This is a genomic window from Enterococcus sp. BWB1-3 (assembly GCF_016745275.1).
In the GTDB taxonomy this organism is placed as follows: domain Bacteria; phylum Bacillota; class Bacilli; order Lactobacillales; family Enterococcaceae; genus Enterococcus_L.
On sequence record NZ_JADOEP010000001.1, the window covers coordinates 110737 to 136146 of the forward strand.

Sequence of the window (25410 nt, forward strand, 5' to 3'; positions counted from 1 at the left end):
AATACTTAAGTTAGGAGAAAGGGATGGATATATTATTAGCACTTGTACCAATGTTTGCTTGGGGCAGTATTGGGCTGATCAGCGGGAGAATCGGCGGTGATGCAAACCAGCAGACGCTGGGTATGACAATAGGTGCAGGGGTGCTTTCAGTCATCATTTTTATTCTCATGCGGCCTGTCATTATGTTGCCGGTAATTGTTGTGGGACTTCTATCCGGTTTATTGTGGAGTGTTGGACAAAACCAGCAATTTCATGCGATGAAATTTCTTGGAGTCTCAGTTGGTCTTCCTATATCAACAGGCTTGCAGCTGATTGTTAATACAATTGCAGGTGCTGTCTTTTTTCGAGAATGGAAAACCAATAAGGATTTCGTTTTAGGCTTAACTGCTTTAGGGATGTTAATCAGCGGTGCTTATCTGACTGTAAGAAGAGATCAGTCTGATGACAGACCTGTTACTGACGGCCTGCCTGCCTTTGGAAAGGGCTTAAGAGCAGTTGTTATTTCAACAGCTGGATATTGCGCATATACCATTATGATTAATGCTGCCGGCTTGGACCCCTTGGCAATTATTTTTCCACAGAGTATCGGAATGCTTGCAGGTGCCGGCTTTTTCGCTTTTAAGAAAACAAAGGTGGATTCGTTTGTCTGGAAAAATACAGTCAGCGGACTTTTATGGGGTCTGGGGAATATTTGTATGCTTCTGACCATGCAGCAAATTGGTCTGGCTGTCAGTTTCTCTCTTTCCCAGATGGGAATTATTATCTCTACAATTGGCGGTATTTTCATTTTAAAAGAAGCAAAAACGAAAAAAGAAATCCGCTTCGTCATTTACGGCTGTCTGCTGATTATTGCAGGCGGTGTATTATTGGGGTATATGAAAGCTTAATTTGATTTTTAGGAGGATAACAATGTCAATTTTTAGAAAAAAAACTCTGACTGCTCCTTCAGCAGAAAGTAATGGAATGAAAAGAAATTTAAAAACGATCGATTTGATTATGCTGGGGATTGGAGCAATTGTTGGTACAGGTATTTTCGTCGTGACCGGTGTTGCCGCAAAAGAAAATGCAGGCCCTGCTCTGGTTCTGTCCTTTTTAGTTGCTGCAGTAGCAATTATTCTTTCCGGGTTGTGTTATGCAGAATTTGCGTCCAGAATACCGGTACTTGGCGGACCTTATGCATACATGTATGTTGTTTTTGGTGAGGTTGTTGCATGGATGACCGGGTGGCTGGTTATCTGTGAATTCTTTTTGGCAGTCTCTTCTGTTGCTTCTGGCTGGTCAGGATATGTACAGGGCTTTTTAAGCAGTATGGGAATTGAATTGCCGCAGGCTTTGAGCGGTGCCTATAACGCAGCCGAGGGAAGTTATGTTGACCTAATTGCTGTAGTTGTGTTGATTTTTGTAACGTTCTGGGTTTCTCTAGAAGCGAAAACTGCGTTGCGTCTAAATAATCTGATGGTTTTTGTAAAATTCGGCATTATTGCGCTATTTGTTCTAGTGGGTATTTTTTATGTGAAGCCTGATAATTGGCAGCCGTTTATGCCGTTTGGTTTTTCCGGCGTATTGAGCGGAGCAGCAGTCGTTTTCTTTGCTTTCCTTGGCTTTGATGCAGTCAGTATGGCAGCTGAAGAAGTTGAAAATCCTCAAAAGGATATTCCAAAAGGGATTATTGGCTCCATTATTATTACGACTGTTTTATATATCGTTGTTACACTGATTTTGACTGGAATTGTACCCTATACTTCTTTGGGGGTAAAAGATCCGGTGGCATTTGCCATGCGTTTTGTTGAAATGGATGCAGTTGCAGGGATTATTTCTGTGGGTGCTATTTTGACTCTGCTGACAGTAACGATTGCCATGATGTACAGCCTTGCCCGGATCATTTATGCAATTAGTAAAGATGGGCTGCTGCCAAAATTCTTGGGAAAAATTGATGAGAAAAGACATACACCGAAAAATGCAACCTATGTTGCCGGAGCTGCAACGATGATTTTTGCAGGAATCTTTCCTTTAAACCTGCTGGCTGAGCTGACAAATATTGTTACGCTAATGTACCTTATTGTTATGGGATTTGGTATCATTCGCTTGAGAAGTATGATGGGAGAGCCGAAAGAAGACGAGTTCCGCATTCCATTTGTTCCCGTTATTCCAATCGTATTAATCATTGTGAGCGGCGGACTGATGCTTCAGCTGCAGGCAGCTACGTGGAAGGTTTTTGCTGTAGCGCTGGTTCTGGGAATTGTGATTTATTTTGCCTATGGGTATAAGCACAGTAATCTTCATAATAAGAAAATATAGAGAAATTAAGTGGGAGAAAGCAGCAATGCTTTCTCTCTCTCTGTTCCTTTTCAAGGACAAAATCTGTTTGTTTCTATAATGAAAAGGCTTGAGAAAAACCAGTATTTATAGTGAAAATTCAACGAATTATGTTATACTGTTTAGGAGTAAAAAGAAGGTACTTCTGAAAACTAAAAAAGGAGGATGTTTCTAAATGACGCAAAAAGAAACATTTTATATTACAACACCTATATACTATCCAAGCGGACAATTACATATCGGTAATTCTTATACAACAATCGCCTGTGATGCTTTAGCTCGCTATAAACGTTTAATGGGGTTTGACGTTTTTTATTTAACAGGTGTGGATGAACATGGACAGAAGATTGAACAAAAAACAAACGAACTTGGTGTAACGCCCAAAGAGTATGTTGATAAAATGGCCGCAGATGTCCAGAAGCTATGGAAGACACTGGATATCAGTTACGACAAGTTTATTCGTACTACTGACAGCTACCACGTGAAGGCTGTTCAGCAAATATTCAATCAGCTGCTGCAACAGGGCGATATTTATTTAGGCGAATATGAAGGCTGGTATTCAATTTCTGATGAAGAATATTTCACTGAAACTCAACTGGCTGAAGTGTACCGTGACGAAGAAGGAAATGTTATTGGCGGGAAAGCGCCAAGCGGTCATGAAGTAGAGCTTGTAAAAGAAGAATCTTATTTCTTCCGTATGAGTAAATATGCGGATCGTCTTCTTGAGTATTATAACGAGCATCCCGAGTTTATTCAGCCTGAATCACGTAAAAACGAAATGATCAATAACTTTATCAAACCCGGTTTGGAAGATTTAGCAGTTTCCAGAGCAACATTCTCTTGGGGAATTCCATTGAAAAATGATCCAAAGCATGTAGTTTATGTGTGGATTGATGCATTATCCAATTATATAACTGCCTTGGGTTATGGCTCTGATGATGACAGTCTGTTCCAAAAATACTGGCCTGCAGATGTGCATATGGTTGGAAAAGAGATTGTTCGATTCCATACCATTTACTGGCCGATTATGCTGATGGCTCTGGATTTGCCTTTGCCTAAAAAGATTTTTGGCCATGGCTGGCTGTTGATGAAGGACGGCAAAATGTCCAAATCAAAAGGAAATGTTGTCTATCCGGATATGCTGGTTGATCGCTATGGCTTGGATGCGTTGCGCTACTACCTTCTGCGTTCGATTCCTTTTGGCAGTGACGGTGTATTCACGCCGGAAGATTTTGTTTCACGTATGAACTATGATCTTGCCAATGATTTAGGGAACCTGTTGAATCGTACAATTGCAATGATTAATAAATACTGTGACGGATATGTTCCAGAATATGCATCTAAAGTAACACCGTTTGACAGTGAGCTTTCCACTACAGCTGCAAATGTGATCGGCAAATATCACGAAGCAATGGAAAAGATGGAGTTCAATACAGCTATTGCAGAGCTTTGGGCACTCATTTCACGTGCCAACAAATATATTGATGAAACACAGCCGTGGATTCTGGCTAAAGATGAAGAGAAGAAAAATGAATTGAACAGCGTGATGATTCATCTGGCTGAGTCATTGAGAATCGTTGCCATTCTTTTACAGCCGTTTTTAACTGAAACACCGAAGAAAGTTTTTGATCAGCTGGGACTTGATTCTGAAAAAATGAGCATGGAAGCCATTCATTTTGGCGAGTTTCCTGAAGGTGCAAAAGTTGTCACAAAGGGAACACCTATTTTTCCTCGTCTGGACTTGGAGACTGAAGTAACGTATATTCAAAAGAAAATGTCTCGAAAAGCACCAAACCAAGAAGAAGAGATTAAATGGGATCCAGAAGAGACAACACTGGTTTCTACGAAAGAGAAGGAAATTAAATACGAAGATTTCGATAAAATAGAAATAAAAGTGGCAGAGGTTATTGACTGCAAAAAAGTAAAAGGTGCTGACAAGCTGCTGCAGTTTCGTCTGGCTGCCGGAGATGAACAGGATCGTCAGATTCTTTCAGGCATCGCTGAGTTCTATCCTGATCCAAGTGTTTTAATTGGGACTAAGGTCGCTGTTATTGCCAACCTGAAACCCAGAAAAATGAGAGGTCAGATCAGTCAGGGAATGATTCTTTCTGCTGAAGATAAAGATGGTAAGCTTCAAGTGATTGAAGCACCAAAAGATATGCCGAATGGGTCAATTATTGCATAAAGTAGATTGGGACAATCATCTGTTTTGATGGTTGTCCTATTTTCATAACATACAAAAAGGATCAAACCGTAATGAAATTACTCATTTACGATTTGATCGTACGAACAGCAGTGTATTAATAGTTTGTTTTCCTTGTTTTCCTTGTTTTCTTCAAACCAGGGATTTTGCTTGGAAGGAAGAGAACAAAGAGAGTGTGCGGCATACTGACAATGGTTACCATTAAACTGTGGCTGGTGAAATATTGTTGATAAAGCCATTTCAGTAAAAAATGAAAGCCTGTAATCCCAATTGTTAACAGCAATAGAGTAATCCAGCGGGAATTGATATCTAGTAAGGATTGGCTGAGACGGGCAAGTAGCGGATAGAGATAGAAAAAAATCCCAACTAGCGTAATGCGCCAGTTTTTTGCGGCAGCGCCGATATTCAATACAAAAAATAAAATGGAGAGCAACATGGTAATTGGCGGGAAAAAGGCAACGAGCGCAGAATAGATACTGCCCCACAAAAGCATTAAGGGTCCTTTTACGACAGCTGTAACCCCAATCAAAAGAACAATTAAAAGTATTTGTTGAAACATGCTGGCGTATGTAAGCATGGCAAAAAGTATCAGAAGAATCCAATGCCAGAGTGTCTGTGTCTGATCTTTTCGATTTGCAGTTGCCTTTTGTGCAATCATCGATTTGAACAGGTTGGAAGTATCACTTTGTTTCAACTTAAATCAACTCCTAACTACAGTAAATGTAAGAGCAGTGTAACAGGAAATTGAAGAAAGAGCATCAGGCTTGAGGCGGAGGAGAATAAGCAGGAAGATGTCGGGAGCAGGGATTAGTTGTGTGGTTTAATATACGTACTTTGAAAGAGCTTCACCAGCAATACGATAAACAGGTGCCTGCAGCTTTTCTTATTGTCTAGCTGCATACACCAGCTCACTCAATGATAAGATAAACTGCCTATAGTGACAGAGAGCGTCACTCTGTCAGTTTCCTATATCATTCGTGAGCTAAACAGGCGCTTGCAGCTTTTCTATTGTCCAGCTGCATACGCCAGCTCACTCAATGATAAGATAAACTGCCTATAGTGACAGAGAGCGTCACTCTGTCAGTTTCCTATATCATTCATGAGCTAAACAGGCGCTTGCAGCTTTTCTTTCTCCCTGTTTCTGTTAAAATATGGTAGAGTGATAATGGCAAGGAGGAAGTTAGATGATTTTTGATTCACATACCCATTTGAATGCAGAGCAATTTAATGAGGATATACCGGAGACTATTGAACGTGCACAAGAGTTAGGTGTGACAGAAATGGCTGTTGTCGGTTTTGATACACCTACTATTATAAAATCGCTGGAGCTAAGCAAGAAGTACAAGGATATATACAGTATTATTGGCTGGCATCCAACTGAAGCAGGGAGTTATACTGCTGAAATTGAAAAAAATTTGCAGGAACGTTTAACGACACCTAAAGTGGTTGCGCTGGGTGAAATAGGTTTGGATTATTACTGGATGGAGGATCCGAAAGAGGTTCAGGATAAAGTATTTCGCAGACAGATTGCCATAGCAAAGGAAATGAAGCTGCCGATTAGTATTCACATGCGGGATGCCATTGAGGATACCTACAAGGTCCTAAAAGAAGAAGATGTCAGAGATATCGGTGGAATTATGCATAGTTATAGCGGCGATGAGGAATGGATGAAAAAATTTCTTGATCTGGGAATGCATATTTCCTTTAGCGGAGTTGTCACCTTTAAAAAGGCAGTTGAGATACAGGCGTCTGCAAAAGAGGTTCCGCTGGATCGTATGCTGGTTGAAACTGATGCTCCTTATTTGGCTCCGGTTCCTTACAGAGGGAAACGAAATGAACCAGGCTATACACGTTATGTTGTGGAGAAAATAGCTGAGATGAGAAATATGAACTGGGAAGAGTTGGCGCAGCAGACGAACCAAAACGCTCATCAGCTTTTTAAGATTGAAAAATGACAGAGAAGATGAAAATTGAGGAAATTATAGTCGTCGAAGGAAAAGATGACACCCGTCGGCTGTTGGAAGTCGTCGATGCAGATACAATTGAAACTATAGGTTCTGCGATTAATGAAGATATTTTGGCTCAAATCGAGCATGCACAGGAAATGCGAGGGGTCATTGTGTTCACTGATCCGGACTATTCAGGAGAAAAAATCCGTAAAATCATTATGGAGGTCGTGCCGGATGCAAAGCATGCTTTCTTATCCCGTCGTCTGGCTGAACCTCAAAAAAGAGGAAGCAGTTTAGGTGTGGAACATGCCAGTGATGAAGCCATTATCGAAGCGCTGAGAAAAGTGGTCACGCCGACATTTGAAACAGATAATTATCAGGAAATTTCTAGACAGATATTACTGGACTATGGTTTAATAGCAGGAGCCAATGCAAAAGAACGCCGGGAACGACTAGGTGATGAACTGCGTATCGGCTATACAAATAGTAAGCAACTGGTAAAACGCCTGCAAATGTTTCGAATCACTGAAACAGAATTGAAAGAGGCAATGGCAAAAGTGGAGGAATCACTGTGAAGGACTATAAAGATATTGCAACTCCCTCCCGGACAAGGGAGATACTAAAGGAACACGGCTTTTCATTTAAGAAAAGCTTAGGACAAAATTTTTTGACGGAACCAAATATTCTAAGAAAAATTGTAGATACAGCAGAAATTGATCAACAGACCAATGTAATCGAGGTTGGTCCGGGAATTGGTGCGCTGACAGAACAACTGGCAAGGAATGCAGCGCAGGTATTGGCTTTCGAAATCGATGATCGCTTGATCCCTGTACTGGAAGATACGCTGTCTCCTTATGATAATGTGACCGTGGTTCATGAAGATGTACTGAAGACGCATTTGTCTGCAGAGACTGCCAGAGTCTTTAAAAATGATGAATTGCCGCTTAAGGTGGTAGCAAATCTGCCATACTATATTACGACGCCTATCATGATGCATTTTTTAGAATCAGATCTGGATGTTTCAGAAATGGTTGTCATGATGCAGAGAGAAGTAGCCGATAGAATTTCTGCGATTCCGGGGACAAAAGCCTACGGTTCATTATCCATCGCTGTTCAGTATTATATGGAAGCAGCAGTGGCATTTATTGTGCCAAAGACTGTCTTTGTTCCTCAACCGAATGTAGATTCTGCAATCATTACATTGAAAAAGCGGGAAACACCTGCAGTTGATGTCAGTAATGAAAAAGAATTTTTTAAACTGACAAAAGCATCCTTCCAGTTAAGAAGAAAGACACTTTGGAATAATCTGACCCATTATTATGGAAAAGATGAGACTACAGTGGAATGGTTGAAAAAAAGTTTGGAAGAATCAGAGATTGATGCTTCCCGAAGAGGTGAAACACTCTCTCTGGAAGAGTTTGCCCGACTAAGCAATACTATGGAAAAATATAAATCGTAAAATAAACAGACCCAGTCAAATATGCTGAAACCTGCGGCAATCAGAGGAGAATCTGGAAGCTGAGGGCAGGGCTCTTTGATTGGTTTTTTTATTTTGTTAAAGTTTCTTTCCATGAATGAAATTGGAAACGTAATCATCCGGAGGGTGTCTTGACACATCTCTTGTTTTTGCATAGAATAAGAATCAACAAATGTGTCAAGACATATACGGGAGGAAATTATGAGAAAAAAATCAGTTAGAGAATTGACTATTTCAGCGCTTCTGATAGCGATGGGAATCATTATTCCTATGGTAATGCCAAGAATTACCATAGGACCAGCTTCCTTTACTTTAGCAAGTCATGTTCCGGTATTTCTGGCGATGTTTATTTCACCAACAGCAGCAATTGCGGTTACTTTGGGAACAGGCTTTGGATTCTTTTTGTCTGCAACACCAATTATCGCATTAAGGGCATTGTCTCATTTAGTTTTTGCAGTGATTGGAGCTGTTTATCTAAATAAACATCCAGAAGTCGCACTGCATTCTGATAAATTTTCATTGCTTAATGGTCGTTTCCAGTTATTCAATTTAGTGATTGCTGTCATTCACTCGGCTGCTGAGCTGGTTGTTATCACTGTTTTCTATACGCTGGGCAACTTACCGGGAACCTATTATTCTGATGGTTATATCTACTCAATTCTTCTTTTGATGGGTGTGGGTGGAATCATCCACAGTCTGGTTGATTTTAACCTTGCCTACTTTATTGCCGGCAGTTTAAGTAAAACGACGGATATTCCTGTCTTCACAAGCGCAAAAAGGCTGCTGTCGCGTTCCTCAACCGTAAAATCATAATAAAATAAGCAGACTCCATGTCAGTTTAATAGGCACGGAGTCTGCTTTTTCTGTTTAAATCTGATTTCAATAGTGGCTAAGACACTGAATTATTTAGAAGCAGCCAATGTTTCGTCAAAATCAAAAAGATAATTAAGCACCGGGCAGCCTAGCCTTTAAATTATCTTTTTCAATTGCTGTAATATGATTTGCCTGCTGTAAATCACTAATCAACGCGGCAGAACAGTTAAACGTCAATGCCAAATTAATGAAGCGGGAAAGGCTTTCCAGTTGTAATATCATTTAGTAAATGGGTGGTTAATGTATTTTTCAAAAAGATAATTTTTCCATTCGGTCAAAGGCTTCTTTCAGCTCTTCAAGATCCTGTGTTGCCGCTAAGCGCACGTGACTGTCACCAGTCGTCTCTCCAAATGCTTTCCCGGGAATGACCAATACTTTTGTTTCCTTTAACACCTTTTCTGCAAAAGCAATAGAGTTTAAGCTGGTTTTTTCAATATTGATAAATGCATACATGGTTCCTTTTACTGGAAGCATGGAAAGGAAATCAATTTCAGCAACTCTTTTTTGAATGTACTCAAGTCGTTCCTTGAAGACAGAGACAACTTCAGGGATAAGTGTTTCTGAGTGTTTCAATGCATAAATTCCCGCTTGCTGGGAAAGGGTAGGAGCGGAATAAGTTACACTTTCATTAATTAGTTTAGCCGCAGCATTAATGTAATCCGGTGCAATCATATAGCCGATTCGCCAGCCAGTCATTGCAAATGCCTTTGAGAAGCTGCTGAATGTAATTGTATGCTCCGGTGCAAAGGCTGCCATCGGGGTAAACTCATCATAAAAACAGAATGCTTCATACACTTCATCAGAAAGGATATAAAAATCATGTTTAATGGCTAAATCTGCAATAGCTTTAAATATTTCTGTTGAAAAAACTGCTCCGGTCGGATTATTTGGCGAATTGATAATAATCGCTTTTGTCTTGTCTGTAATTGCCTGTTTTAAAAGTTCAATATTCAATTGAAACTGGTCTTCTTCATAAGTAGGAACAAAAACCGGGATACCACCGGCAAAAACAACCTGATCTCTGTACGGTGAAAAATACGGTTCATGAATAATCACTTCATCTCCCGGATCAAGTATTACCTGCAGAGTCAAATACATTCCATGCAAGGCGCCTACTGTGGCACGAACCTGTGAGGGAAGAAACGATAAATTGTACTGCTTTTTATAGAACGCAGCCACAGCATCAATAAATGCGCTGCTGCCTCCAGAAGCCGTATATTTTGTATGACCGGCTTTGGCATCAGTAAATGCTGCATCAATGATTCGTTCGTCTGTAATCAAGTCAGGATCGCCTAAAGAAAGGTCAATTAAATCAGGTGTTTGTTTTGCCAAAGTGGCGATATCCATTAAAATATTTTCTACTGGTTGCTGATGTCGTATAGCGATCTTTGAAATATCCATTTTCCATCACTCTTTCTCAGTTAATTAAATAATCAAAAGCAAGCTGCCGATTCTTATTCTTCATATGTATAGAAAAAGGAGGTTGAGACAGAAGTGTTCTGTCTCAAGAACCAGGTAGGTAACATGCATTATCTACTCTGACGAGTCAATCGTAGTGATTTATGTCAATAAGTCGGACTATACGAAAATTGTCAAGGAACACTAGTCATAAAATGACTAGCTGTGAATTGATACCTCCCTGGAGCTACTCATATTTTTAGTATAGTTCGACTTATTTCCAGAACTGCTGTCTCTACGAGTCTAACGATTCTCGAGACAAAACATTACGCTGTATCCGTTTTTCTGCATCTACGGTTCTCACTTCGTTCCGATCCTCGAAGCATGGAGGGGCTTTGCTTCTACGCTTCTTCGAATGCTCGAATCATACAAAGAATGGAACACCGTTTATTCAGTTTTAGGGATCTCAGACATACTTATGTCACAGTCCCTCTGAAAATCAAACACATAATTTTAGGTTTCCAATATACTTAAGTGATTATTAGTCAGCCAGACGCTGTCTATTTTATAACACTTTACGTAAAAAGTCTTGTGTACGTGAATTTTTTGGATTACCGAAGATTTCTTCCGGCGTTCCTTCCTCTTGAATGACGCCTGCATCCATGAAGATGACACGGTCAGCTACTTCTCTGGCGAAGCCCATCTCATGTGTGACAACCACCATAGTCATTCCCTTAACAGCCAGAGCTTTCATTACGGATAGTACTTCTCCAACCATTTCAGGGTCTAAGGCAGAAGTAGGTTCATCAAACAACATGACATCGGGATTCATTGCAAGAGCACGGGCAATTGCTACACGCTGCTGCTGTCCACCAGATAAACTGGAAGGATAGCTGTCCTTTTTCTCCTTCAATCCAACCTGCTCCAGAAGAGCAAGGGCTTTGGTGTTTGCCTGCTCGGGAGATTCCTTTTTCACTTTAATCGGGCTGATTGTCAGATTTTCCAGAACGGTTTTATGCGGAAACAAGTTAAAGCTTTGGAAAACCATGCCCATTTTTTGACGAAGTGCGTCGATATCTGTTCCTTTATCCAACAGATTTTTACCTTCAAATTCAATTTTTCCGTCAGTCGGCTGCTCCAATAAATTCAGACAGCGAAGGAATGTACTTTTACCACTGCCGGAAGGACCGATAATTACCACCACTTCACCGGCATTTACTGTTAAATCAATTCCTTTTAATACTTCATTTTTATCAAAAGATTTATGCAGATTTTCAATCTTAATCACTCGTACTCATTCTCCTTTCAGCCACACCCAACAGACGGGAAATGGTAAATGTCAATACAAAGTAAATTAGTGATACAACCAGATATGGCAGGAACGGCTTGAAGCTTGCACCTTGAACATTTCCTGCTTGGAAAATCAGCTCGGATACACCGATGACAGAAACAACCGATGATTCTTTGATTACTGTAACAAATTCATTTCCCAGTGCAGGAAGAATATTTTTGATTGCCTGAGGCAGAATAATGTAGCGCATTGCCTGGGGCTGAGTCATTCCCAGTGAACGTGCAGCTTCCAGCTGACCTTTGTTTACCGCATTGATTCCGGCACGTACAATTTCAGCAACATATGCACCGCTGTTCAGTGAAAGTGCAATACATCCGGCTGCCAGCTTAGATAAATCCAGTCCCAAAACGCCGGTTCCGAAGTAAACAATAAAAATTTGAACCAGTAAGGGTGTTCCTCTGACATATTCAATATAAATAATAGCCAGAGCTCGCAGGATTTTTGATTTAGACAGTTTCATCAATGCCAGAATCCCGCCAAGGATACCACCGAAAAGCACACCGATAAAGGCAAGAAAGATTGTATAGCCGGCACCGTTCAGATAAAACCTGCCATATTTTTGAATAAAGTTTTCATTATCTTCAAACATTAAAGCTGCGGCATCCTTTTTGTAGCCGTCCAGTAAATTATTATCCTTGATGGTTTGAATAGAAGCATTTACTCTTTCTTTTAGAATAGGAGTGTTTTTAGCCATTGCAATAGCTGTTTGCTTTTCGCCTTCCACGAATTCTACATCCGCAAACACCAGGTCGTCATTACGATCAACATACGCTTCAGCAACAGGTCCTTCCAGAATAACTGCATCGACCTTTTTATTTTTCAAGTTCATAATGATATCCGGAACCTTTTGAAGCGAAGTTGGGATGGAACCAGTCAGCTCGTTTTTTGCCAGTTCCTCCTGAGTACTTTGTTTTTGAACACCGACTTTTATTCCTTCAAAGTCGTCTGTTGTTTTAAAGGTGTTCTGGTCTTCTTTTCTAACAATCACTCGTTGTTGCACATTCATATAGGCCGTTGAGAAGTCTACTTCTTTCAGTCGTTCAACTGTGGGAGCCATACCGGAGATGATTAAATCAATTTTGCCGGTTTTCAGTGCACCGAGCAAGGCGTCGAATCCCAGCTCTTCAATTTTCAGATCTACACCAAGATCATCTGCGATTTTCTGTGCGATTGCAACATCAAAACCAACAATTGTATCCTTTCCATCTACATTAGCATGGAACTCATAAGGAGCATAGTCGGCAGATAAACCGACAATTAATTCTCCTCTATCCATGATTTTGTCATAAACTGCATCAGTTTCTTCTGCAAAAGCTGTCTTAATTGGAAGTAATGATAGAACGACTATCAGTACAGGCAGAATAAGGGTAAAAAATTTTTTCCAAGTTTTCATAAACTGAACTCCTTTGATAAACTATTCAATAAATATTCTTAATAATCGGTGTAAATGTATAAAAATTTATTGTTTTCAGATGTTTTTTATCATATCATAGTTTGTATTAAAGGAAAAGAGGAAATTACACCTCAGAAAAAAGGTTGAATAAAAATAGTTTAAGGAGTAACAAATAGATGGAACAGTCATTAATTGTTAGAGGTGCACCTCAGGAATATGAGTGCCGTGAAGGAGCATGGAATGGATTGGAAGACCATTTGCAGAGAAGAAATTTAAAGCGGGTTTTGATTTTGCATGGAAAGAATTCATGGCAAGCGGCAAAGCCGTTTTTTCCAGAATTTGAGAATATATACAGTAAGTTTATGGCATATGGCGGCAGGTGTACGGATAAAGAAATCGCAAAAGCAGCTGTATATGCTAAGGAAGAGAGAATGTCTGGAATTGTTGCAGTCGGAGGCGGAACAGTTTCTGATCTGGGAAAAGCAGCAGCATACCAGTTAGGAATTCCAATCATTATTTTGCCTACTTTAGCGGCTACTTGTGCTGCGTATACACCACTAAGTGTTGTGTATAAAGAGGATGGAGAAATGGATCGGTATGATGTTTATCCAGTGAGCAATTCGCTGATTTTAATTGAACCCTCCGTTATCCTTCATTCACCTGTTAACCTGATGGTGGCGGGAATCGGCGATACACTGGCAAAGTGGTATGAAGCTGATACAATGATTTCACAGCTGACGGTTCAGCCGATTGAAATTGGCGTTGCCTCGTTTGCTGCGAGACAATGCAGGGAGATACTTCTGAGGGACAGTGAGCAGGCGATTGCAGCGATGAAGACTGGAAAACTGAATCAGTCATTTTTAAATGTGATTGAAACGAATATTCTGCTCGGCGGTATGGTTGGCGGATTTGGTGATGACTATGGACGAACTGCAGGTGCACATTCTATTCATGACGCGCTCACACTTTTACCTGACAGCCATCATCAGCTGCATGGCAATAAAGTGGCTTATGGTGTTTTTGTACAATTGGTAATTGAAGATAAATGGAATGAAATTGAAGAATTACTGTCGTTTTACCGTTCAATGAATTTGCCGGCATCTCTGAAAGAATTGGGGTTTTCACTTTCTGATGCTGAGTATAAAGCTGTCGCTGAGCGGGCAGCTGCTCCTCATGAAACAATTCATTATATGAAGGAAACAATTACTCCGGAGGTCGTTTATCAGGCAATGCAGGCACTTGAAGTATTTATGGCAGAAAAAAATTCTGCATAAAAGACAGCGGATATTGAATAAAAAAAGAAGATGAAGAAATCTGAAGCAGCAATACCAAACAAACTACAGTATATAAAAATTTAGATAAATGGCAGGACAGAAGTAACTTCTCTGACAATAAAAAGAAATTCACCAAAAATTTGTGAAGCAATTTTAGTGAATTCTTTTTTATTGCTTGAAGCTGAGCACTTCTTATACGAAAATTAAACACCTCAAAAAACAAAAAAGGCTACCTCCTACTTCATTCGTAGTTAGCCAGATTTGGTTTAGATCACTTTGACACCTGTAAGTGTTAGAGTAGTCTTTTTCTCTTGTAACTCTCTTTCTCCAAGTTCTTGGTAACGGGATGCATCGGAAAACATCCGATATAATAATTCGTACCATCAAATGTACAGTTGCTATGACTGTTTTTTTGTGTCCGGTATTCCTTCTTATCCGAAAGAAAAATGCCTGTATTCGATTGGGTTTCCCTTGAAAAAATGTACAGAAGGAGCTATTCTATTTATAGAAATAATTTATTTTTATACGCAGGTTCTGTGACCTAATGATTGGTACAGATCTTTTCATGCGACGAGTAACCGCAGGGGCAAATAAGTAGAACGATCTAGCTTGTCCCTCAAGGTTAACTTGGAGAAGAACCTCAATAAGCGATCGATCTACAAGCTCTTCTGTCCTCTTTAGTATGACAGGAAATAGCGTGTAGGTCGATCGTTTTTTATTTTCATTCTGTTTGGTGTGGGCGATAGCCCTCATGAGTGTTTGTCCTGGCTTCTTTCATAAAAGATACCTTAAATAAATAAAGGAATCCTTAGAAATCTTGCAATGAGAATGGAAAAACAGTATGATGGGGAAGGATGAATTTTGATATAGAAAGCAGGGAAATGAATGACTGAACCAGCCGTTCGTTATCGGTTAATAAAAAAAGAAAAACATACAGGTGCACGTCTGGGAGAATTAATCACTCCGCACGGTACATTCCCGACACCTATGTTCATGCCTGTAGGTACCTTGGCAACAGTTAAAACAATGGCGCCGGAAGAATTGAAAGAAATGGGTGCAGGGGTAATTCTCAGCAATACATACCATTTATGGCTTCGACCAGGAGAAGATTTAGTGGAAGAAGCAGGCGGACTGCATAAATTTATGAACTGGGATCAGCCGATTCTGACTGATTCAGGCGGATTTCAGGTGTTCTCACTGAGTGATATGCGGAATATTTCTGAAGAAGGGGTTCACTTTAAGAATCACTTAAATGGTTCTCCTATGTTTTTGTCACCGGAAAAAGCAATTGATATTCAAAACAAGCTTGGCTCGGATATTATGATGAGCTTTGATGAATGTCCTCCTTTTGATGAAAGCTATAATTATGTGAAAGATTCAATTGAGCGCACCAGTCGTTGGGCGGAACGAGGACTGAAGGCTCATAAAAATCCCGATCGTCAGGGATTGTTTGGCATTATTCAGGGAGCTGGCTTTGAAGATCTTCGTCGTCAAAGTGCTAAAGACTTAATCAGCATGGATTTTCCGGGCTATTCCATTGGCGGTCTTTCTGTAGGCGAACCGAAAGAGGAAATGAATCGAGTTCTTGAGTTTACCACTCCGCTGATTCCGGAAAACAAACCTCGTTATCTCATGGGAGTTGGTACGGCGGATTCATTGGTTGACGGTGTTATTCGCGGAATCGATATGTTTGACTGTGTTCTGCCTACACGAATTGCCCGTAATGGCACCTGCATGACATCTCAGGGAAGACTAGTTGTCAAAAATGCGCAGTATGCAAGAGATTTCCGTCCTCTGGATGAAAAGTGCGACTGTTATACCTGTAAAAATTATACACGTGCTTATATACGTCATCTAATCAAGTGCGATGAAACATTCGGTATTCGACTGACTTCTTATCATAATCTGTACTTCCTGTTGAACTTGATGAAGCAGGTCCGTCAGGCGATTATGGATGATCAGCTTCTGGAATTCAGACAAGTCTTTTTTGAAGAGTATGGTTTCAATAAGGAAAATGCGAAAAGTTTCTAAGAATTGTAGTAAAATGCTAGTGTTATCTTGTATTATTTGTTACAGTTAAGAGTGATTATATGAACAGTGAGGTGAAAATAATGGGCAACGGATTTACTATGATTTTGACATTAGTCGTCTTAGGTGGAATGATGTTCTTTATGACTCGTTCTCAAAAACAGCAGAAGGAACATCAGATACTTTTGAATAACATGAAAGTTGGCGATAAAGTAGTTACAATCGGTCGTTTGCATGGTGTTGTTTCTGAGATTGATTCTGTGAATAAAACAGTTTTTATTGACTGTGAAGGAATTATTTTAGAGTTTGATCATAGCGCTATTCGAACAGTGAAACCAAATACTACTTCAACTTCGGAACCAATTGAACAAATGGAAGAACCGGCTGCAGTTGTTTTGGAGAAAGAAGAAACGATTACAGATATTGATACGGATGATAGTACTGAAGAGCAAGAGGAAACAAAAGAATAGTCGTTGCATAAAGGGGCAAGTTCGTTTTCAAGCAGTTTTGTATGCTTGGAATGAGTGTGAATGAGAAGACAGGAGGGGATGAACAGTCATATCGGCTGCTCTATCCTCTTAAAAGCCGAATAGGTGACGAGACAGAAGGGGCTCTATAACGACCTCTTCTGTCTCGAGCTCTTTTTTTCACTGGAAGTTTTTGGGAGGGGATTAAGATAGAAAAGTTATCCTGGCATCAAAAGGTGCTTTTGTCTAAAGAAATAAAAATGAAATGCCGCTCCTTTCATGAAGATGGGTACAATGCTGTGGATGAAGCGCAGCTGCTTAATTATTTGATTGCATATCGCTGGAAGGACAAGGCGAAATTATCAATTAAAGAATGCAAAAGTGACATTTTACATATTCAGCCAAATGATTTTTTTGATTATCAGCAGCTGATGGCACAAACCAGTCCCTTTCGTTTTAACGACTGGAAAGATATTCAAGATCTTTTATAGTCAAACGGATGAGTTGGATTGGAATTTTATTTATTGGTTGGCTGTTCTCCAGTTGAGCAGAAAGCAGCTGCTATTGGAACATAGGACTGTTTATTCAGCAATAGATATAAGAAAAAGAATATATACGATCAGGCGGTGAGAGGACTGTCTGATCGTTTTTTTTAGAGAGGAAAATAAAAATGACAAATTTAATTAAATAAACGCTGCAGCTGTCGTCTCCAGAGGACTTTCAGCAACAGCGTACAAAAGCAGGACTATCTCCAAGAAATCCATAATATATCAGTAAGGCATTACAAAACAGTTATTGCTGTGTTACTCTGTGGCAGGATGAAAAAAACTGGTTGGTACGGGACGAATTATCGGGGATGGAGGGACTGTCTATCAGGTAGTGAACATTGCTGTTGACCCTGAGTATCAGGGAAAAGCTCTGGTAAAACAGATTATGGCAGAACTGAAGTGTCATATTGATTCAGAGATTCCTGACGAAGCATATGTCAGCCTGATTGCAGATGGTCAAGCCAAATGTTTATATTGTCAGTTTGATTTTGAAGAAACGATGCCTGAATCAGAAGTCATGTATTATAAAAGAACATGAATTACGCAATAATATGCCTTTATTGTGGAATATTGAGCAATCGGAAAATAAACTTTATTAAAAAATAAAAATAGACAACTTACTTATAAGATGTGGGTGGGACAAAAACGATCAGTTCCGAGAATTAAGAAGGAATATCCGAAAATTGTCAAGGAACACTATTCATAGAATGAATAGCTGTGAATTGATACTTACCTGGAGTTTCTCATATTTTCAGGATCGTTAGGCTTAATTCCGAAGGGGTTGCTCCTGCGGTTACTCGTCACAAAAAGAATTTTTGCTTTTATACCGCCGTTTATTCGGGGGTAGATACGAAGAGAGTTTGGAATTTTATTTCTGGCCTACGCTCGTTTGTCCTTATTATTATAATTCTTTTGTTGCGAAAACATTTAGATAAATAATTTTTTTGAAACTGTGAAAAAAATCACAAAAAACTGTTTACAAGAGAAAAAGAATGTTGTATGATATGAATGTGAAATAGTTAACAAGAAACTTAATGATAAATTATTTTAGGAGGATTACAATGGCAAAGACAAAGAAAAAAGAGGAAGCTCCGGTAACTGACGTTCAAGCGATGATCGACGAGCTTGCTGCAAAAGGGAATGTAGCTTTAAAAGAAATGGAGAGCTTCGATCAGGAAAAAATTGACCATATCGTTCATGAAATGGCAATGGCTGCTTTAGATCAGCATATGCCTTTAGCTAAAATGGCTGTTGAAGAAACAGGTCGTGGTATCGTAGAAGATAAAGCAATCAAAAACATGTATGCTTCAGAATATATCTGGAACAGCATTAAGCACAATAAAACAGTTGGCGTAATCAGTAATGATGAGCAAACAGGTTTAATTGAAATTGCCGGACCAGTCGGAGTTGTTTGTGGAGTTACTCCAACGACTAACCCAACATCAACAACTATCTTTAAAGCAATGATCGCTTTGAAAACAGCAAACCCAATTATCTTTGCCTTCCATCCAAGCGCTCAAAAATGTTCAGCTGAAGCAGCTCGTATCGTTCGTGATGCAGCGATTGCAGCAGGTGCGCCTGAAAACTGTGTACAATGGATCGAACAACCATCAATTGATGCAACATCTATGTTGATGAATCACCCTGGTGTTGCAATTGTATTGGCAACTGGTGGTCCTGGAATGGTTAAATCAGCCTACTCAACTGGTAAACCAGCTTTAGGTGTTGGTGCCGGTAATGTGCCAGCATATATTGAAAAATCTGCAAAAATCAAACGTGCAGTAAACGATCTGATCGTTTCAAAAGCTTTCGATAATGGTATGATTTGTGCTTCTGAGCAAGCAGTTATCGTAGATAAAGATGTATATGCAGCAGTTAAAGCGGAATTCGAAGCGCATCAAGTATACTTTGTTAAACCAAATGAATTACAAAAACTTGAAGACGCTGTAATGAACGAAGGCAAATACGCAGTAAACCCTGCAATTGTAGGATATTCTGCTGAACACATCGCAAAATTAGCTGGTATCAAAGTACCTGCCGGAACAAAAATTCTAGTTGCAGAACTTGAAGGTGCCGGACCTGAATATCCGTTGTCACGTGAAAAACTTTCTCCTGTATTGGCAATGATGAAAGCAAAAGATTCAGCTCATGCGTTTGATCTTTGTGAAGCAATGCTTGAATTAGGTGGACTGGGACATACAGCAGTTATCCATACTGAAGATGAAGATCTGCAAATCAAATTCGGTATCCGTATGAAAGCTTGCCGTGTATTGGTTAACTCTCCATCTGCTGAAGGTGGTATCGGTAATATCTACAACGAAATGATTCCTTCATTGACATTAGGTTGTGGTTCTTACGGTAAAAACTCAGTTTCTAAGAATGTATCTGCAATCAATTTGATCAATATCAAAACTGTGGCGAAACGGAGAAATAATATGCAATGGTTTAAATTACCACCAAAAATTTTCTTTGAAAAGAACTCATTACAGTACCTGCAAAAAATGGAAAATGTTGAACGTGTTATGATCGTTTGTGACCCGGGGATGGTTCAATTCGGTTATGCTGATACCGTTCGTAAAGAATTACAAAAGCGTAAAAACGATGTGAAAATTGAAGTATTCTCTGATGTGGAACCTAACCCATCTACAAATACGGTTTATGCCGGAACAAAAGTTATGGCTGACTTCAAGCCAGATACAATCATCGCTTTAGGTGGGGGATCTGCAATGGATGCGGCGAAAGGAATGTGGATGTTCTATGAACACCCAGATACTTCATTCTTCGGTGCAAAACAAAAATTCCTGGATATCCGTAAACGTACGTACAAGATCGACAAGCCTGAGAAAACTCAGTTTGTATGTATCCCTACAACTTCAGGTACTGGTTCAGAAGTAACACCATTTGCCGTTATCACTGACAGCGATACGCATGTGAAGTATCCATTAGCTGATTACGCTTTGACACCGGATGTAGCAATCATTGACCCTCAATTTGTTATGTCAGTTCCTGCATCAGTAACAGCAGATACTGGTATGGATGTATTGACACACGCGATCGAATCTTATGTGTCTGTTATGGCATCAGATTACACTCGTGGATTGAGCCTGCAGGCAATTAAATTAGTCTTCGACTATTTAGAAAAATCAGTGAACACTCCTGATATGGAATCTCGTGAAAAAATGCATAACGCTTCTACAATGGCTGGTATGGCATTCGCAAACGCATTCCTGGGAATTTGTCACTCAGTAGCACACAAAATTGGTGGAGAATACGGTATTCCTCACGGACGTACGAACGCAATTCTATTGCCTCATATTATCCGTTATAATGCCAAAGATCCTTCAAAACATGCTATGTTCCCTAAATATGACTACTTCCGTGCAGACACAGATTACGCTGACATTGCGAAATTCCTGGGTCTGAAAGGTAAGAACACTGCAGAATTGGTTGACGCACTAGTAAATGCTGTTGCTGACCTGGGTAAAGCAGTAGGAATCGACATGAGCCTGAAGGCACAAGGTGTAACTCAGGAAACATTGGATTCTACAGTAGATCGTATGGCTGAACTGGCTTATGAAGATCAATGTACAACTGCCAATCCTAAAGAACCATTAATCAGTGAACTGAAACAAATCATCATTGATGCATACAATGCATAAAAACTAATATACGGACCTGTTCGGAGAGAAATCTCTGGGCGGGTTTTTTTTATGTTAACATTGACTGGTGTATTGACCAAATTAAAAGTAAATTATGATTTTAATCCAAGGAATGTACAGCCATGAGACTACTTGACATGAGACGAGCATCCGAAGAAATGTAGAAGCAAGTTCTCACCTGACCATAAGACATGCGCCGAGCATTCAAAGAAGTGCAGAAGCAAGTTTTTAGATGACCATAAGACATACGCCGAGCATTCGAAGAAATGTAGAAGCAAGTTCTTACATGACCCATAAGACATGCGCCGAGCATTCGAAGAAGCGTAGAAGCAAGTTCTTACATGACCCATAAGACATGCGCCGAGCATTCGAAGAAGCGTAGAAGCAAGCCTTTAATACAGGTTTAAAGCTGTTTGTTCTTGTCATTGAAGCATACAGGTTAATACTTTCTATCATTGAACATCATTTATAAACTATCTTCTATTGTAATTTAAAATTTGGTTAGTGCACTAGAATATTTCATGTTTTTAACTGCTGATATTTTTTAGTAATCAAGATGAACAATTGAAGAAATTTGAAAAAGATTGAGACGCTTGGATTATTCTGGCTGGTATCTGTGGAGGTTATTATGCCAGTGATTCTTTACTTAAGTTTCTCATACAGCAGAATGTAAGATGAAGCAACGTTACAAAGGTGCAGCTTTAGTGAAACTGATTTGGTTGGATGACTTCTATTGGGAAACACAGAATTTTTATCTGTATGACCTGGTTTATAAGGTAAACAGATACTGGAATGCAGAAGGACAGCGGATTTTTTCCGCTGTCCTTCTGCATGTTTTTCTAATTATCGATTCGTTTACTAGGGTGTGTCTGGAAAGTATAGTGAAATCTGAATTTTCCAGAAATTTTTGGTGGAAATCTAGAAAGAAAGCGCAGGTTATGTGGTGCATAGGCGAGAATTTCTGACGACGAGTTCCAGAAAAATAGCGGAAATATTCGTCACTCATGTTTTCAGACACGTCCTAAAACAGATTAAACAATGCAATTGCTGCAATGGCATTATTGACAAAATGGACGGCGATAGCCACCTCAAGTCGTTCTGTTTTTTTGTATGCATAAGCCATGATAAAGCCCAGCAATGCATAAATCATAAATTCAATAAGTGTAGTTGCTGAATGCATTAGTCCAAAGATGATTGAACTTACAGCCAGTCCAATAAATGGATGCTCTTTAAACATTAAGCCCATAATCCCGCCGCGAAATACGATCTCTTCCATAATCGGTGCAGCTACAGCAATTAACATGAAAAGAAGAATCGGACTTTCTCCAGAAAAAATTTTGCCAATTAATTCATCATTCGCTGTTGTTTTCTGTCCGTAAAGGATTTCTCCAAGGAAGGTACCTCCAATAACTACCACTCTTCCTGCTATATAGCACAACAGAATAAATCCTATATTTCTTTTAGTCAGCCAATCCCATTTAAAGTTGCACAATCCCAGCTTTTTTGCCAACTGCATTGTGATCACAATGGTGGCAACGGTGATAATAATTGTAATAAAAATATTCATCGGAGAGAGAGAAGTCTGTCCTCCTATAAGGGTAAAGCCTTTGATTATGCCAAAAGCAGTTGTTCCAAGCTGGCTTAAAATAAAAAGCCCAAAAACGATTAAACTATTCCTTAAAAATTTCATTTTTTCCTCCTAAATAATTGAAGGCAACTCAAAATATATTTACCTAAAACCTCCAAATTCTTGATATACGAGGATTCATAACCTGATAGTGGTTCCCTCTCTTTGTAACTAGGTGGTGAAGTAAACGTTTTACACTGAGCCGCATGGAGCTGCAATTCTGGTGTGTTTCTTTGCGGTACTTTTTATTGCTGGAATGCTCAAGGGTGAAGGCTATCTGTCAAGAGTACCAGTTATTTAATTGGTTAGTTTTTCATAGATTCTTTTGAGTTGCCTAATTGAAACCAATATCTAAGTTTAGCAAAAACAAACAGTACTTATCAAGTTAATATTTAAAGAAGAGGGGAAAAAATAAATTAAAATAGATTGGAAACTGTGAGTAGAATATTATTTTTTTGTAGTGAATTCCCGAAGAATGAGCTGTGAATCTTTGGAGCAGGAAGAAAATAGGCTGCTTATACAGCTTCCACAGCCATTTATGTTTGTCTTTAAATTGTTATTGACATAGCAGGCGCTTACATGATACGATGAACGAAATAGTGATCAAAAAGAAGCTGCTTTTTGATCATCATCTGTTTTACTGGAAATGATATCAGACAAATAAATGAAAGGAGAGAGCATAATGATGAATTTGACTCGTGTTATTATTGAATTGAAGAATGGTTGTGTGGTTGATGTTGCTATGAATGTGTGTAAGAATCATCTTATGCGTTCTTTGTTAACAGTATAGATTTGTCTGTTTTCAGATAGATAAACCGCCATTCATTTCTTTGATAGGCGGTTTTTTGGTGCGTTTCAGTAAGGATTAATAAATAGCGGAGGTGTTGCCAGTGAGCGGAAAAAAGAAAGAATTCAGAATAACTAAATAACGGGAACGTAAAACATTTTGCGTTCCTGGAAAATTAAAGAAAATGAGGAATCAGAATGTTAACAATACAAGGAAAATATAATGAAGCAACAATTTATACAGATCAGGTCAGTGAAGGGACGATTGGTCAGATTATAGGGCTGTGCAATCAGCCGTTTACGAAAGGAAGCAAAATCCGAATTATGCCCGATACTCATAGCGGAACAGGCTGTGTAATTGGTACAACTATTGAAATAGGTGATAAAATTGTTCCGAATTTAGTCGGTGTGGATATCGGCTGCGGGCTTTATGTTGTGAAGCTTAAAAAGAACTGCAAATTAAATTTTGATAAACTGGATCGAATTATTCGATCTAAAATTCCCAGTGGACATAAAACTCATTCTCAACCAATTTGTTCGTTCGAGCTTGGCGAAGTTCATGCGCCTATTCATAAAGGCTGGGCTTTGAGGAGCTTGGGTACGCTTGGCGGTGGAAATCATTTCATTGAAGTCAATGAAGGCAAAGACGGCTGCTATTTAGTTATTCACAGCGGCAGCCGCATACTTGGAAAGGAAATCGCTGAACACCATCAGGAGGTTGCTTTCCAACAGCTGTCACAAGTGAGAAAAGAATTGAAGCTGGAAATGAAAAAGGCACAGGGATTTGGTGATTTAAGTAAAGCAGAAGCACTGAGAGTTGAAAGAGAGACTGTAAAAATACCGTATGAATTGTCCTATTTAACTGGACGAACAATGGACCATTATCTATCGGATATGAAAATTGCTCAGGCGTATGCAGCTGAAAATCGCAGGTTGATGGGTGAAATCATTTTAAAAGGAATGAAGTGGAAAAAGTCTGTGATTAAAGACTTTGACTGTCCGCATAACTATGTGGATTTAGAACATGGCATTCTTCGTAAAGGAGCTGTTTCAGCGCAAAAAGGTGAACAGCTAGTTATTCCTTTGAATATGAAAGACGGCAGTATTATCGGAACAGGCAAAGGAAATCCAGAATGGAATTTTTCGGGTCCTCATGGAGCGGGAAGACAAATGAGTCGTTCAGAGGCAAAACAAAAAATCAGCTTGGAAAGCTATCAGCATGTCATGAAAAATATCTGGACGACCTCTGTATCAAAAAAGACAATTGACGAGGCCCCAAAAGCTTATAAATCAGTAAAGCAGCTGCTTGAGGATATCCAGCCTGCTGTCAATGTACAGGAAATTATTCAGCCGTTGTACAATTTCAAAGGATGAGCATCAATCATTGTGTTTCTAATTGGCAGCTGAAAATTCAAAGATTGCGAGCTGGAAGCTGCATTAGTGATTGAAGATATAGCCCATTGGAAAGAGGGAAGAAATGGAACAGACGAAAATTATTATGAAAAAGAGATTGGTAATTGCAGATCAGGATAAATATAGTAAAGGGAATGAAATGGTTTCCTTAAAGGATGTCAATAAAGAACAAATACAGCAGTTAAGCCGCCAGCTATGGCGTTCTTTTAAAAATACACCGGATGATCGAGGCGAGAGTTTGTCGGATTGGGAAAAAGAAGTTTCAGAAAGCTTTAAGGGAAAATACGGTGAGCTTCTCAGAACATATTCTTTTATTTCTAAAGATACTGAGTCAGACCAAGTCTTGGGAACTGCAATTGTTTCACTGTTCAGAGAAATTCCGCTGCTAATTTATCTGGCTGTTGACCCGGATCGTCAGGGAGAAGGGCTGGCTGTGAAAATGCTGGATAAGGTAGTGGAGACAATGGTAGTTTCAGATGTGTACAAAGAGTTGTATCTAGTTGTCATACCAGAAAATCACAGAGCGAAGGAAATCTATGAAAGATATGGCTTTTTAACTGTCGGCAGCAGCTGGGATGAAGTATTGAACAATATGAGAGGCAGCTGAGCTGCTTCTGTGGTTACTCGTAGCAATCTTTTATGTACCGA

21 protein-coding genes are annotated in these 25410 nt (G+C 39.5%); 16 read left to right on the top strand and 5 right to left on the bottom strand.

What is annotated here, in order from left to right:
• The first annotated feature begins 23 nt into the window (after positions 1-23).
• From IW492_RS00610 to metG, 3 genes are all read left to right on the top strand, one after another.
• Positions 24-887, top strand: a complete 864-nt coding sequence (locus IW492_RS00610) for a GRP family sugar transporter (protein ID WP_202064124.1) — start codon at positions 24-26, stop codon at positions 885-887.
• A 22-nt stretch (positions 888-909) separates the two neighbouring features.
• On the top strand, positions 910-2298 hold the full coding sequence (locus tag IW492_RS00615) for an amino acid permease (protein ID WP_202064126.1): 1389 nt from the start codon (positions 910-912) through the stop codon (positions 2296-2298).
• A gap of 193 nt (positions 2299-2491) precedes the next feature.
• Complete coding sequence (metG, locus tag IW492_RS00620) at positions 2492-4501, top strand: methionine--tRNA ligase (protein WP_202064129.1); 2010 nt, start codon at positions 2492-2494, stop codon at positions 4499-4501.
• Positions 4502-4616: 115 nt separating this feature from the next.
• Here the strand turns inward: metG and IW492_RS00625 are convergent, their stop codons facing one another.
• On the bottom strand, positions 4617-5213 hold the full coding sequence (locus tag IW492_RS00625) for a hypothetical protein (RefSeq protein WP_202064131.1): 597 nt from the start codon (positions 5211-5213) through the stop codon (positions 4617-4619).
• Between the two features lie 490 nt (positions 5214-5703).
• On the opposite strand from IW492_RS00625, the gene IW492_RS00630 reads away from it, so the two are divergent.
• The 4 genes from IW492_RS00630 to IW492_RS00645 all read left to right on the top strand — a co-directional run bounded on the left by IW492_RS00630 (position 5704) and on the right by IW492_RS00645 (position 8758).
• Positions 5704-6474, top strand: coding sequence for a TatD family hydrolase (locus IW492_RS00630; RefSeq protein WP_202064133.1), 771 nt, complete (start codon positions 5704-5706; stop codon positions 6472-6474).
• Positions 6471-7043 carry a ribonuclease M5 gene (gene rnmV, locus IW492_RS00635; protein WP_229441845.1) on the top strand — a complete coding sequence of 191 codons (573 nt, stop codon included), beginning with the start codon at positions 6471-6473 and terminating at the stop codon, positions 7041-7043. The genes IW492_RS00630 and rnmV overlap by 4 nt, the downstream gene beginning before the upstream one ends.
• Positions 7040-7927: a 16S rRNA (adenine(1518)-N(6)/adenine(1519)-N(6))-dimethyltransferase RsmA gene (gene rsmA / locus IW492_RS00640; protein ID WP_202064134.1), complete on the top strand. Its 888-nt coding sequence runs from the start codon at positions 7040-7042 to the stop codon at positions 7925-7927. The genes rnmV and rsmA overlap by 4 nt, the downstream gene beginning before the upstream one ends.
• Before the next feature lie 219 nt (positions 7928-8146).
• The gene (locus IW492_RS00645) at positions 8147-8758 is read left to right on the top strand and encodes a hypothetical protein (protein ID WP_202064136.1); all 612 of its coding nucleotides are present in this window, start codon (positions 8147-8149) and stop codon (positions 8756-8758) included.
• A gap of 309 nt (positions 8759-9067) precedes the next feature.
• Here IW492_RS00645 and IW492_RS00650 read toward each other — a convergent pair whose 3' ends face one another.
• The 3 genes from IW492_RS00650 to IW492_RS00660 all read right to left on the bottom strand — a co-directional run bounded on the left by IW492_RS00650 (position 9068) and on the right by IW492_RS00660 (position 12960).
• On the bottom strand, positions 9068-10219 hold the full coding sequence (locus IW492_RS00650) for a pyridoxal phosphate-dependent aminotransferase (RefSeq protein ID WP_202064138.1): 1152 nt from the start codon (positions 10217-10219) through the stop codon (positions 9068-9070).
• Positions 10220-10781: 562 nt separating this feature from the next.
• Positions 10782-11504: an amino acid ABC transporter ATP-binding protein gene (locus IW492_RS00655; RefSeq protein WP_202064139.1), complete on the bottom strand. Its 723-nt coding sequence runs from the start codon at positions 11502-11504 to the stop codon at positions 10782-10784.
• The gene (locus IW492_RS00660; RefSeq protein WP_202064141.1) at positions 11497-12960 is read right to left on the bottom strand and encodes an ABC transporter substrate-binding protein/permease; all 1464 of its coding nucleotides are present in this window, start codon (positions 12958-12960) and stop codon (positions 11497-11499) included. Before IW492_RS00660 ends, IW492_RS00655 begins: the two co-directional genes overlap by 8 nt.
• A gap of 176 nt (positions 12961-13136) precedes the next feature.
• On the opposite strand from IW492_RS00660, the gene IW492_RS00665 reads away from it, so the two are divergent.
• From IW492_RS00665 to IW492_RS00695, 7 genes are all read left to right on the top strand, one after another.
• Entirely contained in the window at positions 13137-14234 is a 1098-nt protein-coding gene (locus IW492_RS00665) for an iron-containing alcohol dehydrogenase family protein (protein ID WP_202064143.1), read from the top strand.
• 885 nt (positions 14235-15119) lie between these two features.
• A complete protein-coding gene (gene tgt / locus IW492_RS00670) occupies positions 15120-16265 on the top strand; it encodes a tRNA guanosine(34) transglycosylase Tgt (protein WP_202064144.1) in 1146 nt (381 codons plus the stop codon).
• A 59-nt stretch (positions 16266-16324) separates the two neighbouring features.
• Positions 16325-16732 carry a preprotein translocase subunit YajC gene (gene yajC, locus IW492_RS00675; RefSeq protein WP_202064151.1) on the top strand — a complete coding sequence of 136 codons (408 nt, stop codon included), beginning with the start codon at positions 16325-16327 and terminating at the stop codon, positions 16730-16732.
• A 200-nt stretch (positions 16733-16932) separates the two neighbouring features.
• Complete coding sequence (locus tag IW492_RS00680; protein ID WP_202064440.1) at positions 16933-17220, top strand: post-transcriptional regulator; 288 nt, start codon at positions 16933-16935, stop codon at positions 17218-17220.
• A 337-nt stretch (positions 17221-17557) separates the two neighbouring features.
• Positions 17558-17815, top strand: coding sequence for a GNAT family N-acetyltransferase (locus IW492_RS00685; RefSeq protein WP_202064442.1), 258 nt, complete (start codon positions 17558-17560; stop codon positions 17813-17815).
• Between the two features lie 523 nt (positions 17816-18338).
• The gene (gene adhE / locus IW492_RS00690) at positions 18339-20936 is read left to right on the top strand and encodes a bifunctional acetaldehyde-CoA/alcohol dehydrogenase (RefSeq protein ID WP_202064152.1); all 2598 of its coding nucleotides are present in this window, start codon (positions 18339-18341) and stop codon (positions 20934-20936) included.
• Between the two features lie 674 nt (positions 20937-21610).
• The gene (locus tag IW492_RS00695) at positions 21611-21901 is read left to right on the top strand and encodes a hypothetical protein (protein WP_202064153.1); all 291 of its coding nucleotides are present in this window, start codon (positions 21611-21613) and stop codon (positions 21899-21901) included.
• Between the two features lie 56 nt (positions 21902-21957).
• Here the strand turns inward: IW492_RS00695 and IW492_RS00700 are convergent, their stop codons facing one another.
• Positions 21958-22626, bottom strand: a complete 669-nt coding sequence (locus IW492_RS00700) for a CPBP family intramembrane glutamic endopeptidase (protein ID WP_202064154.1) — start codon at positions 22624-22626, stop codon at positions 21958-21960.
• Positions 22627-23547: 921 nt separating this feature from the next.
• Between IW492_RS00700 and IW492_RS00705 the strand changes: the two genes are divergently transcribed.
• Together IW492_RS00705 and IW492_RS00710 are read left to right on the top strand one after the other, a co-directional pair.
• Complete coding sequence (locus IW492_RS00705) at positions 23548-24723, top strand: RtcB family protein (protein ID WP_202064156.1); 1176 nt, start codon at positions 23548-23550, stop codon at positions 24721-24723.
• A 103-nt stretch (positions 24724-24826) separates the two neighbouring features.
• Positions 24827-25369, top strand: a complete 543-nt coding sequence (locus IW492_RS00710) for a GNAT family N-acetyltransferase (protein ID WP_202064157.1) — start codon at positions 24827-24829, stop codon at positions 25367-25369.
• Positions 25370-25410 lie beyond the last annotated feature (41 nt).

Bases quoted from the DNA above. Each gene is read 5' to 3' on its own strand.
- IW492_RS00610 (WP_202064124.1), top strand. From the start codon at position 24: ATGGATATATTATTAGCACTTGTACCAATGTTTGCTTGGGGCAGTATT.
- IW492_RS00615 (WP_202064126.1), top strand. From the start codon at position 910: ATGTCAATTTTTAGAAAAAAAACTCTGACTGCTCCTTCAGCAGAAAGT.
- metG (WP_202064129.1), top strand. From the start codon at position 2,492: ATGACGCAAAAAGAAACATTTTATATTACAACACCTATATACTATCCA.
- IW492_RS00630 (WP_202064133.1), top strand. From the start codon at position 5,704: ATGATTTTTGATTCACATACCCATTTGAATGCAGAGCAATTTAATGAG.
- rnmV (WP_229441845.1), top strand. From the start codon at position 6,471: ATGACAGAGAAGATGAAAATTGAGGAAATTATAGTCGTCGAAGGAAAA.
- IW492_RS00645 (WP_202064136.1), top strand. From the start codon at position 8,147: ATGAGAAAAAAATCAGTTAGAGAATTGACTATTTCAGCGCTTCTGATA.
- IW492_RS00650 (WP_202064138.1), bottom strand. From the start codon at position 10,219: ATGGATATTTCAAAGATCGCTATACGACATCAGCAACCAGTAGAAAAT.
- IW492_RS00660 (WP_202064141.1), bottom strand. From the start codon at position 12,960: ATGAAAACTTGGAAAAAATTTTTTACCCTTATTCTGCCTGTACTGATA.
- IW492_RS00665 (WP_202064143.1), top strand. From the start codon at position 13,137: ATGGAACAGTCATTAATTGTTAGAGGTGCACCTCAGGAATATGAGTGC.
- tgt (WP_202064144.1), top strand. From the start codon at position 15,120: ATGACTGAACCAGCCGTTCGTTATCGGTTAATAAAAAAAGAAAAACAT.
- yajC (WP_202064151.1), top strand. From the start codon at position 16,325: ATGAACAGTGAGGTGAAAATAATGGGCAACGGATTTACTATGATTTTG.
- adhE (WP_202064152.1), top strand. From the start codon at position 18,339: ATGGCAAAGACAAAGAAAAAAGAGGAAGCTCCGGTAACTGACGTTCAA.
- IW492_RS00695 (WP_202064153.1), top strand. From the start codon at position 21,611: ATGAAGCAACGTTACAAAGGTGCAGCTTTAGTGAAACTGATTTGGTTG.
- IW492_RS00700 (WP_202064154.1), bottom strand. From the start codon at position 22,626: ATGAAATTTTTAAGGAATAGTTTAATCGTTTTTGGGCTTTTTATTTTA.
- IW492_RS00705 (WP_202064156.1), top strand. From the start codon at position 23,548: ATGTTAACAATACAAGGAAAATATAATGAAGCAACAATTTATACAGAT.
- IW492_RS00710 (WP_202064157.1), top strand. From the start codon at position 24,827: ATGGAACAGACGAAAATTATTATGAAAAAGAGATTGGTAATTGCAGAT.